We start from the raw sequence: 13,228 nt of genomic DNA on the forward strand, positions 1-13,228 counted from the left end.
ATTACTTTTTTTCTAGATTGTCTCTTTTTATAATATCCTCCAGTTCTTTTGTCAGTGCTGTTAATTTACCTTTATAAGATTCTGACTGCTTCTTTAAGCTATCTATCTTTATTCTAAATACTTCTTTTTCTTCCGATAATCTATCTAATACTTCCTTTTTATCTTTTTCTACTAAAACATTACCTACCATCATATATATCTTTTTACCTTCTGGTAAATTTTCTAATTCTTTTATAGCATTTTCTGCCTCATCTAAATCCTGATTTAACTTTGATATCTGCGCTTCTATAAATAAATAGGCTTGTCTTAATCTTTCATATTCCTCATATTTTGAAGTCAATTCTTCCTCATTTACCATTCAATAAAATAATACAAAAAATATTTAAATTATTTATGAAGATAGATAAAAGTATCTTTTTCCCTCTTTAGAAAACCATACCTTATAGCATGAATTACCTCTCCATCTTTTGTTAAGGTATATATATATCTTTCGGACAAACCTCTATACTTGCCATTTGATTCCCATAAATTTATATATTCTTTATATTCATCTGGTATCCACTGAACAATCTTTGCATTAAATTTTTTAGCATCTTCAATAGTTTCAGATATATATTTTCCATATATATTATTTCCATCTTTTATAATTTCTATATTGAAACCCTCCATTAATCTAAGGTATTTATTATTTATATCATTATTATCTATATATATAATATTCGAGTTTATATTATATTCTCTATTACCTAGATCTACTTCTGGATGATTTTTAATTATAATTTTCTTTGGTAAATCCAGATTTTCTATTCTTATTTTTACAGGATTTCTAAGTATAAAAAATCTTTTAGCGGTTTTATCATATATCTCTCTATTATAAGAATAAATTTTATCCCAATTAACATAAACATCTACTGGATTTATATTTATTTCAATGATATATTTTTTTATAGCTATATTTGATACTCCTCTTCTTTTTAATCCTCTTAGTGTTGGTATAAATGGATCGTCCCACCCAGATATTTTTCCTTCAGAAATTAATTTCTTTATTTCTGATTTATGTAATGGCATATCTTTAACTAAAAGAGAACCATAATTAATTACAGTCGGAAATTCCCACCCAAGATAATCATAGATGTATTTCTGCTTTATAGAATTTACTTCATGTTCTTTCATTCTAAATATATGAGATACGCCCATTAAATGATCATCTATGGATACAGAAAAATTATATGCAGGCCATAACCAATATTTTTCTGCATAATTTTCTCCATATTTCCCTAATAAATATGGATGAATATTTTTTCTAGGATTTACAATCCTAAATGCAATCCAATCCCTAACAGAAGGATTAGGATATGATAGATCTGTTTTTATTCTTATAACTGCCTGTTCCTCATCATATTCACCTGATAATATTCTATCAAATTGTTCAAGGTTCCATTCAACATCTTTATTCCTATATTCTGTTTCTATTCCTTGAAACCTATATTTTGATATAACCTCCTTTGGCGATAAATCTATATAAGCAAATCCTTTCTCAAGTAATTCCTTAATATATCTATAATATATTTCTAGCCTCTCTGATTGTATATAAAATTCATCTATTCTGTCATCTATTAACCATTCTGTATCATCTTTAATATAATTATAGACAGTAGGATCTGGCTTTTTTACTTTAGGATCTGTATCTTCAATCCTTAATATAAATTTTCCTTTATACATCCTTGCATATTCATAATTTATTATTATTGCCCTCGCATGACCTATATGTAAAAATCCAGAAGGGTTTGGAGCAAACCTGGTTATAACTTTCCCCTGAACCGCATCTTCCAAGGATGGCAACCCTATTTTTTCTTCTTTCTTTTTTTCTTCCAATAATTCTGGATAATCCCTTTTTAAGATGTTATATGCATCTTCTATAGATATATTAATATATTTATCTGATATTTCCTTAACTTTTTGAATTATCTCTCTTATATTTTTCTTTAATTCTGGATCTTCATATATTAATTTTGATATGACAGAATTTATATTTATATTTCCATATTTATATTTATTAAATAGTACCCACTTTTCTACTAATTTATCAAAATCCATCTTAAAATATTTTTATTGCCCACTTACCCTCTTTAAAATTATATTTTTTAGCGACTTCAGACCTTTCTTCATTTACTATTAATACAAAACCCGAAAAATCCTCGGCTAAATCTGTAGATCCACAATAAGGACATTTATTTGCATCTTTATTTATTATAGCCTTACAATTCCTACAAATCTTCCTTTTTGGTTTTCTATATACCATTATTTTTTAGATTTATTCTTATTTTCTAGCCATTCTATCTTCCCCAAGCCTGGTTGTTTCATTGTTAAAGCAACTCTCGCTGTAGATAAACCTTTATAACTAACACTGGTTATCCTAGCCTTGACCAGATCATTGACCTTTAATACCTTTTTTGTATTTTTTCCAACCAATGCTTCTTTACCTGATATAGATATATCATCATCCATTATTTGTGATATATGAACTAGGCCATCTATTGGTCCTATATTCACAAATACACCAAAGTCTGCAACAGAAGATATATAACCGTATACTAATTCTGATACCATCGGTATATATGATATAACTGTAAATTTAACCCTATAATATATACCTCCATCTTCTGAGATAAGTATACCTTCTGATATATTATCTATAGACTTTATAGTAACTATAATTCCATAATCTTTACTTACATTACCTATATAAGAATTTATTAGTGCCTTCTCAATCATCTCACTAACATCTTCCTGTATATCTGACGGTGGTATTCTTACGACATCATTAAGCTGAATTTCATAAAACATTATTAAATCATCTTATAAACTTTTATAAATTTTGATTTTTAATTTTTATATCATAATTATAGATTATGTCAATATTTGCAGATAAATTAATTAAATATTATAATGAAAATAAGGAAATAGTTGATGATATTATAACTATATCACAAAATAGAGAAGTAGGATATTTATTATCTAATGGTTCATTTGGTTATAGACCGTCCAAGATCGATTCGAAAGAGGATATAATAAACTTTATCAAAAAAGGTGCAATTTCATTTCATATTTCAATAGAAAGATGGGTTGATTTAGATATACTTAAGGAAAAATCCTCAAAAAGAGAAGTAGATGATTATAGACTTGGTTGGGATTTTATAATTGATATAGATTCTAAATCCTTAGACCTATCAAAGGTAGCAGCAAAAATAATAGTAGATTACATAAACGAAAAAAATATTTCTCCATTTTACATAAAATATTCTGGAGGAAAAGGATTTCACATAGCAATACCATGGGAAATATTTCCAAAAACGTTGAATATAGAAAAAAAAGGAGAGATAATTGAAGAAGAAACTAGAAAACTATTTCCTGATCTAGCAAGATATATCGCACTATATATAGCAAATGAAGTAAAAGATAAATTATCAAAAACAATAACAATAAAATTTAGTGAAGAGGAGCTAAAAAATTTTGGAATTGATAATATGGATAATTTTGATCCATATAAGATAGTAGAAATAGATACAATATTAATTTCTTCAAGACATCTGTTTAGATCTATATACTCTATAAATGAAAAGACGGGTAATTTATCTATACCAATAAAATATAATTATATAAGTAAATTAGATCCAAAGGATGCTAATATAGATAATTATTATTATGAAAATGTACCATATTTAACAGAAGAATTAAAAAAAGAAGAAAATAAGAACTTTAAGGATCTTATCCATGCATCATTACTATTCAAAGCAAATAATGAGATAAATATAAACCAAATGATAAGATCTGCCCATGAATACAAAGACAATAGAGAAAATAAAGAGATTGAAAAGGATATAAAGTATATAAAAAACAAAAATTTAAATATAACCGAAGAATTATTCCCTCCATGTATAAAAAATATATTAAATAATAAGGAAACTGAAGATGGTAGAAAAAGAGCCGTATTTATATTAATTAATTTTTTAGCTAATATAGGCTGGGACTGGGATAAAATAGAAAAATATGTAAATGATTGGAACCGAAACCTTGCTGATCCTCTAAAAGATAGATATATTGAATACCAAATCAATTGGCATAAAAAGATATTCAAAGAAAATAAAAAATATTTAACTCCAAATTGTAGTAATGAAATATATTATAAAGATATTGGAATATGCACACCAGATGATATATGTAAACTTATAAAGAATCCAATATCTTACCCAATTAAAAAAATTAAGAATTCAAAATATTCTCAGGATTCTCAAAATAATTGATATAAAATTTTAAATCTTCTAAATACTTTCTTATATTTTCTATTTCCGATACTCTAAAATAATTAAAGAACCTCTTCCTATAAATATCATTTATTATTATACCTTCGGACTCTAATAAATTTCTTATATACTTATATAATTTATTCCCTTTTTTATCATTATCAGTCAATATTATTGCTTTTTTATAATCAATATATATATTTTCACATTTTTTTAGCTCATAAATAGTATATACATTCATTATTCCTAAATAAGTCAAAACTTCTTTATCCTTCTTCCCCTCTACAATAATAGCTGTATCTCTCATATATTTTATCGAATATAAAAAAGATATAGCACCTTTCATAATTATTCTTATATTTAATAATATTTAAATCTTAAATAGAAAAAGGTTATATTTTTCAATATACTTAGTTCTATAATGCCACCAAAGGATAGAGTTGTAGATGGTAAAACATTCTCATACACAGGATTAATTGACTTCCAATTATTCTATAAATCATTGAAAGAATTTTGGGATAATAAAGGATTCGATTTTTTAGAAAATAAACATGAAGAAAAGGTAAAAGATGATGGATCTAGATCAATAAGTTTAGATTGGCATACAGAAAAAAAAGTTACTGATTATGTTACTTATAGTTATGATATTTCGATAAATATAGATAGTCTAAAGATCTTAGAAAATAATAAACAATATATAGAAAACCTAAATATCAAGATAAATGGAGATATTATAACAGATTATCAAAAATATTTTGGAGATAAACCTTTTAATATATTCTTGAGGAGTTTATTTGAAAGATATTTATATGATAGTGAATTAAAAGAACATAAAAAAAGTATATCAAAAATTGGAGATGAATTCCTAAATTTAGCAAAAGATTTTAGTGCTTCATTTAAATTATGAGCGATTGGATAAAAATATATGAAACTAGGGTAAAATCAAAAATAAAATTTATACCACAGGATTTTTATGAAAAATTCAAAAAAACATTAGAAAAGGATAATTGGACTGGTATTTTTGGAAAGGATAGATATGAGAAATACTACTATCATAAATTAACTCAAGAAGGGATATTATTTGTAGAATCCCAATGGGAATTAAATAAAAACTATTGGAAAGAGGAACCAAAAATAGATTGGAAACTAGAAATATCAATAATCATAAATGGATATAATTTAAGTACTATGGTAGGAGATCTTGATATAGGTATAAAAACTTCACATAAAATTGAAGATTTTAAAGATTTAGAACCCAAAACTAAAGTTGAAAATATATTAATGATAATTGGATTTAAAGATATAAAAGAAAATTTAAAAAAGAATTTAGAAAAGGTTAGAAGTAAAAATAAATTATCTGACCTATCTAAAAGAGACTTACAACTAAAGTCTGAAAAAATAAAGAGTTGGATACTAGATTACTTTAAATTATATAAATATTAGATATTAAAAACTTCTATATTTAACTCCTTAGCCCTATTAATTATTTCTTGCCTTTTCTTTTTTCCAACAGTTCTAGCAATTATTGCCGATTCTCTATCTTTATCTATTTTTTCTAAATCCATGGTATTATATACTAATCTTCCCATTTTACCATTTGGTAATAGATTCCTAACAACTTTTGGAGAACCATAACCTACCTCTACCATCTTATGCCTTCCTTTTAGTCTCCTTCTTACTTTACTATGTATACCCCTTGGTCTTCTCCAAGAATCTTTATTATTTTTTTGTGATATTACTTTCCACCATTGTAACCTAAAATAATTTGGCTTTCTTAATTTTATTCTTCTCCTTAACTTTAATAAATTGCTCATGGTTTTTTAACTATGAAAATTCCGTCCTGGAATTTCCTTAAATCTTTTTCTTTTGGCCTTACCGAATTCTCTATTAATCCAGCTAAATTACCCAATAGCTCTATATTATATCCTTCTATAGAGATCTCGTTTTCCTTAATATTTATCTTAATATCTTTTGGTATCTCTATCTCTTTTATATCTCTTCCACCCATATAATTTTCTATTAATAATTTATTATTTTTATCCAATTTTATCTTCAGAGGAAAATGAACAGATATTGATCTTAATATATATCTATATCCATTAACTAATCCATTAATATCATTCCTTAGATGCGCAGATAATGTATATAAGTTCTTTATAATCCTTTTAGATGGAAAATATGCTTTTATCACAAGATAATCATTTTCTTTTATAATAATTATATTATTATCGTTTATCTTTCTCTCTATGGTACCCTTATTTCCTTTCAATATTATTTTATTATTATCTATATTTATATCTATATTTTCTGGTATCTTAATCTTTTCCATAACTACAGGTGATCTCATCTTATCATTATATTACCAAAATATTAAAAAATTATTCTGATATATTCACCTTGAACTTTTCTTTTAAAAATTTTATTACATCATCCTTATTAGTTCTATGATTTGATCTTATCTTCGATCTTTTTATTCTTCTATATTGTACCCTATATCCTGGTCTCTTTACAGTTACTATAACATCCATACCGTATATACCAATATCAGGATCATATTTTAAACCAGGAATCCATACATATTCTTTTATGCCGAATCCAAAATTTCCATACTGATCAAACTGAGAATTATTTAGTGTATTATTTACAGATTTTAATAGCCAACTTAATACTTCTTCTGCTTTCTTACCCCTTATAGTAACCTTTACACCTATCTCTAATCCAGGCCTTATACCCCATGTTTGTATTCTCTTTTTGGCCTTTGTCCTTACAGGTTTTAGATCTGGAAACATCTTCTTTAATAACTTTTCGGCTTTTTCTAAAGGTTCACCAGGTTTTCCTACTCCAATATTTATAGTTACCTTGTCTATTATTATTCTTCTCATAATATTATCTTTGTTTTGATTCATTGTATTTTAATTATTGGTTCTTTTTCGCCTACAACCATTGCATAATCATATATTGTTTGATCTTTACTATTATTATTCAGATTTTGAAATTCTATAATACGATTATTACCAAAGGTTCTCTTAAATATTCTAATCGACTCCAATTTTCCAACCGAACCTGCCTTGGCACCATAAAAAACATATATTATACTACCTTCTCCTATCTTTAATATATTTGATATTTTATTGCTAACTGTATTTATTACTAAGCTATCCCCTACTTTTATATCTTTATTATCTATTATATAATTATGCCCATCTATTGTAGTAAGCTGTATTTTTCCATTTTTAATTAAACTCTTTTTCACTATCCTAACTATCTTTATATCTTTTTCTTCTTCAGGTATTTCTAATAACTTTAATTTCAAATTACTAGATATTAAAACTCTATAATACTTTTTCAGTTCCGGAAATTGTATAACATCAAATATACCAACTGAATAGCCAAGATCATTTAATTTTTTATTATTTACCAATACCCTACCAGATTTAATCAAATATAAAGCTTCTTTCTTATCTTTGGCCAATTTCAAATAATCCCTTAACCATAATAATATAGGCATTGAATAATTAAATTTATATCCAGTGGTAGTTGGTCTTATTATCCAATATCTATTCTTTCTACTTATAGGCCAAGTTTTAGGGGCTGTTATAGCCCTTAAATGTCTTTTATTAGAAATATTAGCCATTGTATTTTTAATTTATGAAATTTTTTTAAACCTACTTAAATTTTTTATTAAGCTCCAAAACTTTGCTTAATTCTTCATCCTTTACAGAATAATTATCAATTAGTGAGTTTATTTTATCTTCTGGTATATTTTTAGATCTCATCTTTCTCTTTATAGCTTCTAATCTTTCTTTATCTTTTAAATTCAATCTTAGTATAAGTAACTTTGAATAATGTATTGGTCTATATCTTTCTTGTCCCTTTTTTGTACTAAATTTTGCATTATCAATATATACCTTATACCTTTTCCTGTCAATATAGAACACAAAACCTTCCACTTTCCTATATTTACCCCTTAATATTTTCACATAATCTCCAACCCTCAAAGAAAGTGAATTTACACCAATTATATTTTTTATATCTTTAGACAACATTGAGGATATTATCTTTCCTCTAATATGCAATGGTGCATTTATTAAATATTTCCTTTGCTTCTTTGGTTTGATAGAAGATTTCCAAGATTTGCTCCAATTAGAATAATCTATAGAACTATATCTTAATACCATCTTATACTATTATACTTGCTATTTTTCCAATTTCTGCCCACCTTTCTGTGACCTCTTTTGCTATAGGTCCTCTAATTATCGTACCAGCAGGTGTACCAATATCATCTTTCACAATAACACATGCATTATCTTCAAATTTTACTCTAATTCCCTCTCTCCTTAAATATTCTTTTCTTTGCCTAACTATTACAGCTTTTGAAACCTTACCAACCAATGATAAATCTCCATCTATAACAGAAACAGCAACAAGATCTCCAATACCTGCTTTTGCATATCTCCTTTTTACACCTTTATAATTATAAACTGCTACTACCTTAGCAAATTTTGCCTTTGAATTATCAGCTACTTTTAATATAGTACCAATTGTAATACCTTTACTAACCTTAGCACTTATGGACTTCATTTTTTATTAATAACAACAAATCTTATAGTTTTTGATAATGGCCTTGTCTCTCCAATCAATACATTATCTCCAATTTTTATATTTAAACATCCGGGGATATGTGCCTTTATTCTAGATATTCTAATTTCATATCTCTCATATTTTGGCACATAATAATATCTTTTAAACTCTACTAAGGCTATATTATGATTTATCCTCTTAACTTCTCCTTCGAAAGTAAAACCTCTTATTCTAACATTCCCATGCCATGGACATTTCTCATCATTACATATATTTTCTGGTCTTTGTATACCTTCTATACCAATATTTTTAACATAAGTAGTACTGTCCATTTTATGATATAAATTATAAATAAGTTTAAAAATAATGATAATGTGATGAAGGATCAACGATCTGATAAAATGATGATTGATGGGCTGGCTGAAATATATACTCTTGGCCATTCTAATAGAAATATTAAAGATTTTATAGGAATATTAAAAGAAAATAACATGAATATTTTAGTAGATGTAAGATCCCTTCCAGGATCTAAAAAATATCCAGAGTATAATAAAGAGAATTTAGAAAAAACATTAAAAGATCATGGAATAGAATATATACATATAAAAGAACTCGGAGGATTTAGAAAACCAAATAAAAATTCTAAGAATAGTTTTTGGATTAATCCAAGTTTTAGAGGATTTGCTGATTATATGCAATCTGACGAATTTAAAGAAGGGATAAAAAAGTTAATAGATCTAGCTAAAAATAAGAGGGTTGCAATAATGTGCTCTGAATGGAACCCATATAGATGTCATAGAAGATTAATTTCTGATTATTTATCAATAATATATGATATAAGAGTTATACATATAATAAATATAAATAAAATAGAAGAACATAAAGTTACAAAATCTGCAAAAATAATTGATGGGAATATTATTTATGAATAATTGATATTAATAACTTTTCTGCCTCCTCTAGATAATTGTTATTGATTTTATCTATAGTATCCGCCTCAGAATGATAAGATTTTATCCAGGTATTTATATCCGATTCTGTAATCTGTATTGATTTATCATAAAAATCAGTATTCATTATAGGAAATGCTTCTTTAATAAATTCTTTAGTCATTATTGGTTTTGTAGAACCAAACATATCTACTACTATAATTTTTTTTGATGAATGCATTAATTTCTTATACTCATATTCAAATAATCTATAACCATAGCCCCAGTAATAAGGTTTATCATAAGATAACTCTTCAGATCCTGAAAACACAATTAATGATTCTTTTAAATTTATTAAATTATCCAAAATGTTATATAATAATAAGGCAGTACCAGATGAATTGTCTACTGCTCCATTAAATATAGTATCAAAATGAGAGAACAAGATATATTTTGGATTATTTATATTCCCAACTAAGATATTCTCTGTTTTAATCAATTTTTTATCAATATTAACATAGACTTCTATATTTTCTGAACTAATAACCTTATCTAAATCTTCTTTTTTTATATTTATTACAGGAAAATCATAATATATTACACCTGAATAAGCATTATAATACTGATTAAAATTTATATGAGGTATTTTTATGTCTTGATATATATTTTGACTTGAATATATATTTTTATCTTCAAAAGAACCAGAATAAAATGAATTTGCTTTTCCAATTATTTTTTCACCTGTCTCTAATTTTATATATGAACCTTTATCTATAGGAATTTCTACATAAAAATATTGATCATTAAAATCTATTCCATTACCTGTTAATTTTTCCTTTATATAATTTGCAACTTTATCTAAGTTTATTTCATTATTTCTGGGAGAAAAATTTTCTATATCATTTATTATATCTTTTATGATCATAGAAAAAAATTATTGTATAATTTTATAGCCTTATCTTATCTAAAAGTATTTTATATGCCTTTTCTAATGAATTCTTTGACAAAAAGATAATATGATTCTCTTCTTTACCCGTTAATTCACTAGATAAATATTTATCTAAATCCAAAGGTAATATTTTTATAGTCTTACCAGTTTTTTCCTTAGCTTCTTTATAAAATTCATATATTTTATCTCCAATATGATTAGAAGGATCTTCTTCCATTAAAATTCTATCATATAAATATAATGTTATATAACTGTTTTTTGATCCATAAATATTATCTATATTATTATATATTTGACTGGCATCATATAAATTTATCTTTATACTACCTAATTCTAATAATCTACCCGGTATATTATATGAAATCTTCCCAATTTTAGTATCAAGATCTATATTTATATCTTTTTTATATTCTTTTAATTCACCAATTCCCAAATTTTCTCCTATATATCTTATATATTCTCTCCACCAGTCTGTATAGAAATCTATTAATTTTATTTCTCCTTCAACTTTTGGTATATATGGAAATTCTTCAATGCTTATTTTTCTTAATAGATCATCCAATCTATCAGGATTTATGTATATATCTTCTATTTTATAATTTCCACTCTTTAATTCTCTAGAAGAAAGATTTGTTACATTAATCTCTGGATTTATAATTTCCTCACCTATAAATCTTGGTTTTGCATATATTCCTTTTTCAGGATTTTTTAATGAAAACTGATCGTTACCCCATTGCAATATATGTATATCTCCTCCCAAATCCCTTAGATATAAAATAAATTCCAATGTTTCTAGATGAAATGGTACTACTTGCCTTCCCATAATAAATTTTCTCTCTTCATTTTCTATATCCTCTTTTCCTAAAATTTTATATTCAGATAAGATTCGGTTGTTGGTCCATAATTAAGAATCTTTTATAGTTATATTTATAAATATTTTTCGTTCCTTAAAGGTAACTAAATAGAGTGGGCAGCTTCTATGCTTTCCCAGCTATCGCCAGTACTCGCATAGACGTAGGCCGGCTTGACTTCCGTATTCGAAATGGGTACGGGTTTTTCCCGGCCACTTTGGCCGCCCTATATTTTGTAATTATCATATATTTTTTAAGTTTTTTCTTATAATAAATCTCTTTACCTTACCACAGTATAAACAACTATATATAATTCTACCCTTCCTTATTCTTATTCTTAATGTTTTACCTATTATCCAAGGTGTATAACATCTTTTACAAAACTTATTTCTTATATCATCTGGCAACCTAATCCTTGCCTTATTTTTAATTTTCCATAATATAAAGATATATCTTCTAGAAAGATCAATATTATCTATATTTTCTATGGATAACTTATATAGATATCTTATCCTATCTATTGCAATATTATCGTAAATATATTTTGATTTCTTTTGTTTCATTTTTATCTAGATTTTTAACATATAATAATATATATTCATCTTCTCTATACTCTAGATTTGGTATTAAAAGCTCTATATTTTCTTTTCTATATTTATCTATATTAATAATTGCCGGACTTATGAAATTATAATATAATCTAAATCTTAGGGCCATATATTGATCTTTTAGATTTATGGTTTTTGTACCAATTTCAAATTTTCTAATAAATGGAGAATGATTCTTTATAATTATAATAACTTTTTTACTATATTTTAGATTATCTACATCTTTATTTATATTTACGGATACATCCCACCTATCTTCTAATTCTTCACTCATAATAACTTTAATGTACCTGTAATCTTATCAATCTTTTCCTCTAGATCTGGGCCTATACCAATACAGGTAATTGTACCTGGCTCTATTTGGGTTAATCCCGCGTCCTGTATCATAACTGTATTAATATTACATTCTTTAGCTTTTTTATATACTTCTAGCAACTCATTTAAATCTTTTACATATAAAACTACTTTCTTAGCCCCCTCTGATCTCCAAAGATCTACTACTTCCCTATCAATAATAAATTTTTCTAATGTGGCTTCTACTGCTGCATGAGCTACCTGAGTACATAATTTACCTTTACCTATATCTAAATCCTTTCTCACAACTATCACTAATTTATAATCCATCTAACATCTTTAATTTTTCTAATAATAATTTATACTTATAATTATCTATTTTTTGATCTATTATATCTTCCGTTATCTTTCTATTTATTTCGTCTATTTTCTTATTTATTTCATCTAGCACAGAATAGATATTTTTGATATTATTATCAAGATTATTATACTTATTTTCAATATCTGTCAACCTATCTTGCATTTTTTTATTTTCTTCCTTCATATTTGTTAATTCTAACTTTAGATTATCTGTTTCTTTTTTTATTTCATCTATATATAATTTGAATCCTTCAATTAATTTATAATATTCATCATAATTTAATAATTGATTAATTATTTTTGAATAATCCAAATCATCCATAAGTCTTATTTACTTTTTATAATTAATAAA

The 13,228-nt window shown here is 25.5% G+C and carries 22 protein-coding genes and 1 rRNA gene; 4 read left to right on the top strand and 19 right to left on the bottom strand.

What is annotated here, in order from left to right; all coding sequences use genetic code 11:
* Window position 1: 1 nt before the first annotated feature.
* From MJ2HA_RS03190 to MJ2HA_RS03205, 4 genes are read right to left on the bottom strand one after another with little or no spacing between them, the layout of a single operon-like run.
* Window positions 2–358: a prefoldin subunit gene (locus MJ2HA_RS03190; protein ID WP_258393103.1), complete on the bottom strand. Its 357-nt coding sequence runs from the start codon at window positions 356–358 to the stop codon at window positions 2–4.
* Between the two features lie 29 nt (window positions 359–387).
* Complete coding sequence (locus MJ2HA_RS03195; protein ID WP_258393104.1) at window positions 388–2,097, bottom strand: glutamate--tRNA ligase; 1,710 nt, start codon at window positions 2,095–2,097, stop codon at window positions 388–390.
* 1 nt (window position 2,098) lies between these two features.
* Complete coding sequence (gene spt4, locus MJ2HA_RS03200) at window positions 2,099–2,302, bottom strand: transcription elongation factor subunit Spt4 (RefSeq protein ID WP_258393105.1); 204 nt, start codon at window positions 2,300–2,302, stop codon at window positions 2,099–2,101.
* Window positions 2,302–2,847, bottom strand: coding sequence for a DNA-directed RNA polymerase (locus tag MJ2HA_RS03205; protein ID WP_258393106.1), 546 nt, complete (start codon window positions 2,845–2,847; stop codon window positions 2,302–2,304). The genes spt4 and MJ2HA_RS03205 overlap by 1 nt, the downstream gene beginning before the upstream one ends.
* A gap of 65 nt (window positions 2,848–2,912) precedes the next feature.
* On the opposite strand from MJ2HA_RS03205, the gene MJ2HA_RS03210 reads away from it, so the two are divergent.
* Window positions 2,913–4,304, top strand: coding sequence for a DNA primase small subunit domain-containing protein (locus MJ2HA_RS03210; protein ID WP_258393107.1), 1,392 nt, complete (start codon window positions 2,913–2,915; stop codon window positions 4,302–4,304).
* Here the strand turns inward: MJ2HA_RS03210 and MJ2HA_RS03215 are convergent.
* Window positions 4,264–4,650 carry a toprim domain-containing protein gene (locus MJ2HA_RS03215; protein WP_258393108.1) on the bottom strand — a complete coding sequence of 129 codons (387 nt, stop codon included), beginning with the start codon at window positions 4,648–4,650 and terminating at the stop codon, window positions 4,264–4,266. The genes MJ2HA_RS03210 and MJ2HA_RS03215 overlap by 41 nt on opposite strands.
* Before the next feature lie 75 nt (window positions 4,651–4,725).
* Between MJ2HA_RS03215 and MJ2HA_RS03220 the strand changes: the two genes are divergently transcribed.
* Both MJ2HA_RS03220 and MJ2HA_RS03225 read left to right on the top strand, forming a co-directional pair.
* The gene (locus MJ2HA_RS03220) at window positions 4,726–5,211 is read left to right on the top strand and encodes a hypothetical protein (RefSeq protein WP_258393109.1); all 486 of its coding nucleotides are present in this window, start codon (window positions 4,726–4,728) and stop codon (window positions 5,209–5,211) included.
* A complete protein-coding gene (locus tag MJ2HA_RS03225; RefSeq protein ID WP_258393110.1) occupies window positions 5,208–5,747 on the top strand; it encodes a hypothetical protein in 540 nt (179 codons plus the stop codon). The genes MJ2HA_RS03220 and MJ2HA_RS03225 overlap by 4 nt, the downstream gene beginning before the upstream one ends.
* On the opposite strand, the gene MJ2HA_RS03230 is transcribed toward MJ2HA_RS03225, so the two are convergent.
* Genes MJ2HA_RS03230 through MJ2HA_RS03260 form a run of 7 tightly spaced genes read right to left on the bottom strand, consistent with a single transcriptional unit; the run spans window position 5,744 to window position 9,217 of the window.
* Window positions 5,744–6,118: a 50S ribosomal protein L32e gene (locus tag MJ2HA_RS03230; protein ID WP_258393111.1), complete on the bottom strand. Its 375-nt coding sequence runs from the start codon at window positions 6,116–6,118 to the stop codon at window positions 5,744–5,746. The genes MJ2HA_RS03225 and MJ2HA_RS03230 overlap by 4 nt on opposite strands.
* A complete protein-coding gene (locus tag MJ2HA_RS03235; protein WP_258393112.1) occupies window positions 6,115–6,651 on the bottom strand; it encodes a hypothetical protein in 537 nt (178 codons plus the stop codon). The genes MJ2HA_RS03230 and MJ2HA_RS03235 overlap by 4 nt, the downstream gene beginning before the upstream one ends.
* Window positions 6,652–6,682: 31 nt before the next feature.
* Complete coding sequence (locus MJ2HA_RS03240; protein WP_258393113.1) at window positions 6,683–7,210, bottom strand: 50S ribosomal protein L5; 528 nt, start codon at window positions 7,208–7,210, stop codon at window positions 6,683–6,685.
* Entirely contained in the window at window positions 7,207–7,938 is a 732-nt protein-coding gene (locus tag MJ2HA_RS03245; RefSeq protein WP_258393114.1) for a 30S ribosomal protein S4e, read from the bottom strand. Before MJ2HA_RS03245 ends, MJ2HA_RS03240 begins: the two co-directional genes overlap by 4 nt.
* Window positions 7,939–7,969: 31 nt before the next feature.
* Entirely contained in the window at window positions 7,970–8,482 is a 513-nt protein-coding gene (gene rplX / locus MJ2HA_RS03250; protein ID WP_258393115.1) for a 50S ribosomal protein L24, read from the bottom strand.
* A gap of 1 nt (window position 8,483) precedes the next feature.
* Window positions 8,484–8,885 (bottom strand): uL14 family ribosomal protein, encoded by a 402-nt coding sequence (locus MJ2HA_RS03255; protein WP_258393116.1) that lies wholly within the window; start codon window positions 8,883–8,885, stop codon window positions 8,484–8,486.
* Window positions 8,882–9,217 (bottom strand): 30S ribosomal protein S17, encoded by a 336-nt coding sequence (locus tag MJ2HA_RS03260; protein ID WP_258393117.1) that lies wholly within the window; start codon window positions 9,215–9,217, stop codon window positions 8,882–8,884. The genes MJ2HA_RS03255 and MJ2HA_RS03260 overlap by 4 nt, the downstream gene beginning before the upstream one ends.
* A 72-nt stretch (window positions 9,218–9,289) precedes the next feature.
* Between MJ2HA_RS03260 and MJ2HA_RS03265 the strand changes: the two genes are divergently transcribed.
* Entirely contained in the window at window positions 9,290–9,817 is a 528-nt protein-coding gene (locus MJ2HA_RS03265) for a DUF488 domain-containing protein (RefSeq protein WP_258393118.1), read from the top strand.
* Here MJ2HA_RS03265 and MJ2HA_RS03270 read toward each other — a convergent pair.
* From MJ2HA_RS03270 to MJ2HA_RS03300, 7 genes are all read right to left on the bottom strand, one after another.
* Window positions 9,804–10,739: a zinc-binding metallopeptidase family protein gene (locus tag MJ2HA_RS03270; RefSeq protein WP_258393119.1), complete on the bottom strand. Its 936-nt coding sequence runs from the start codon at window positions 10,737–10,739 to the stop codon at window positions 9,804–9,806. The genes MJ2HA_RS03265 and MJ2HA_RS03270 overlap by 14 nt on opposite strands.
* 22 nt (window positions 10,740–10,761) lie before the next feature.
* Window positions 10,762–11,586 carry a hypothetical protein gene (locus MJ2HA_RS03275; RefSeq protein WP_258393120.1) on the bottom strand — a complete coding sequence of 275 codons (825 nt, stop codon included), beginning with the start codon at window positions 11,584–11,586 and terminating at the stop codon, window positions 10,762–10,764.
* 142 nt (window positions 11,587–11,728) lie between these two features.
* A 5S ribosomal RNA gene (gene rrf, locus MJ2HA_RS03280) occupies window positions 11,729–11,843 on the bottom strand.
* 13 nt (window positions 11,844–11,856) lie between these two features.
* Window positions 11,857–12,177: a ribonuclease P protein component 4 gene (locus MJ2HA_RS03285; RefSeq protein ID WP_258393121.1), complete on the bottom strand. Its 321-nt coding sequence runs from the start codon at window positions 12,175–12,177 to the stop codon at window positions 11,857–11,859.
* Window positions 12,143–12,496, bottom strand: a complete 354-nt coding sequence (locus MJ2HA_RS03290; protein ID WP_258393122.1) for a hypothetical protein — start codon at window positions 12,494–12,496, stop codon at window positions 12,143–12,145. The genes MJ2HA_RS03285 and MJ2HA_RS03290 overlap by 35 nt, the downstream gene beginning before the upstream one ends.
* Window positions 12,493–12,846 carry a peptidyl-tRNA hydrolase Pth2 gene (pth2, locus tag MJ2HA_RS03295; RefSeq protein WP_258393123.1) on the bottom strand — a complete coding sequence of 118 codons (354 nt, stop codon included), beginning with the start codon at window positions 12,844–12,846 and terminating at the stop codon, window positions 12,493–12,495. The genes MJ2HA_RS03290 and pth2 overlap by 4 nt, the downstream gene beginning before the upstream one ends.
* Window positions 12,836–13,198, bottom strand: coding sequence for a hypothetical protein (locus tag MJ2HA_RS03300; RefSeq protein ID WP_258393124.1), 363 nt, complete (start codon window positions 13,196–13,198; stop codon window positions 12,836–12,838). The genes pth2 and MJ2HA_RS03300 overlap by 11 nt, the downstream gene beginning before the upstream one ends.
* Between the last annotated feature and the right edge of the window lie 30 nt (window positions 13,199–13,228).

The sequence above is a fragment of the Nanobdella aerobiophila genome, assembly GCF_023169545.1.
Taxonomy (GTDB): domain Archaea; phylum Nanobdellota; class Nanobdellia; order Nanobdellales; family Nanobdellaceae; genus Nanobdella; species Nanobdella aerobiophila.

What these genes read in the sequence shown, in the direction of transcription:
- MJ2HA_RS03290 (WP_258393122.1), bottom strand. Translation starts at nt 12,496, where the DNA reads ATGAGTGAAGAATTAGAAGATAGGTGGGATGTATCCGTAAATATAAAT.
- MJ2HA_RS03210 (WP_258393107.1), top strand. Translation starts at nt 2,913, where the DNA reads ATGTCAATATTTGCAGATAAATTAATTAAATATTATAATGAAAATAAG.
- MJ2HA_RS03205 (WP_258393106.1), bottom strand. Translation starts at nt 2,847, where the DNA reads ATGTTTTATGAAATTCAGCTTAATGATGTCGTAAGAATACCACCGTCA.
- pth2 (WP_258393123.1), bottom strand. Translation starts at nt 12,846, where the DNA reads ATGGATTATAAATTAGTGATAGTTGTGAGAAAGGATTTAGATATAGGT.
- MJ2HA_RS03190 (WP_258393103.1), bottom strand. Translation starts at nt 358, where the DNA reads ATGGTAAATGAGGAAGAATTGACTTCAAAATATGAGGAATATGAAAGA.
- MJ2HA_RS03220 (WP_258393109.1), top strand. Translation starts at nt 4,726, where the DNA reads ATGCCACCAAAGGATAGAGTTGTAGATGGTAAAACATTCTCATACACA.
- MJ2HA_RS03300 (WP_258393124.1), bottom strand. Translation starts at nt 13,198, where the DNA reads ATGGATGATTTGGATTATTCAAAAATAATTAATCAATTATTAAATTAT.
- MJ2HA_RS03260 (WP_258393117.1), bottom strand. Translation starts at nt 9,217, where the DNA reads ATGGACAGTACTACTTATGTTAAAAATATTGGTATAGAAGGTATACAA.
- MJ2HA_RS03195 (WP_258393104.1), bottom strand. Translation starts at nt 2,097, where the DNA reads ATGGATTTTGATAAATTAGTAGAAAAGTGGGTACTATTTAATAAATAT.
- MJ2HA_RS03270 (WP_258393119.1), bottom strand. Translation starts at nt 10,739, where the DNA reads ATGATCATAAAAGATATAATAAATGATATAGAAAATTTTTCTCCCAGA.
- rplX (WP_258393115.1), bottom strand. Translation starts at nt 8,482, where the DNA reads ATGGTATTAAGATATAGTTCTATAGATTATTCTAATTGGAGCAAATCT.
- MJ2HA_RS03275 (WP_258393120.1), bottom strand. Translation starts at nt 11,586, where the DNA reads ATGGGAAGGCAAGTAGTACCATTTCATCTAGAAACATTGGAATTTATT.
- MJ2HA_RS03230 (WP_258393111.1), bottom strand. Translation starts at nt 6,118, where the DNA reads ATGAGCAATTTATTAAAGTTAAGGAGAAGAATAAAATTAAGAAAGCCA.
- MJ2HA_RS03215 (WP_258393108.1), bottom strand. Translation starts at nt 4,650, where the DNA reads ATGAAAGGTGCTATATCTTTTTTATATTCGATAAAATATATGAGAGAT.
- MJ2HA_RS03240 (WP_258393113.1), bottom strand. Translation starts at nt 7,210, where the DNA reads ATGAATCAAAACAAAGATAATATTATGAGAAGAATAATAATAGACAAG.
- MJ2HA_RS03285 (WP_258393121.1), bottom strand. Translation starts at nt 12,177, where the DNA reads ATGAAACAAAAGAAATCAAAATATATTTACGATAATATTGCAATAGAT.
- MJ2HA_RS03235 (WP_258393112.1), bottom strand. Translation starts at nt 6,651, where the DNA reads ATGAGATCACCTGTAGTTATGGAAAAGATTAAGATACCAGAAAATATA.
- MJ2HA_RS03225 (WP_258393110.1), top strand. Translation starts at nt 5,208, where the DNA reads ATGAGCGATTGGATAAAAATATATGAAACTAGGGTAAAATCAAAAATA.
- spt4 (WP_258393105.1), bottom strand. Translation starts at nt 2,302, where the DNA reads ATGGTATATAGAAAACCAAAAAGGAAGATTTGTAGGAATTGTAAGGCT.
- MJ2HA_RS03265 (WP_258393118.1), top strand. Translation starts at nt 9,290, where the DNA reads ATGATTGATGGGCTGGCTGAAATATATACTCTTGGCCATTCTAATAGA.
- MJ2HA_RS03255 (WP_258393116.1), bottom strand. Translation starts at nt 8,885, where the DNA reads ATGAAGTCCATAAGTGCTAAGGTTAGTAAAGGTATTACAATTGGTACT.
- MJ2HA_RS03245 (WP_258393114.1), bottom strand. Translation starts at nt 7,938, where the DNA reads ATGGCTAATATTTCTAATAAAAGACATTTAAGGGCTATAACAGCCCCT.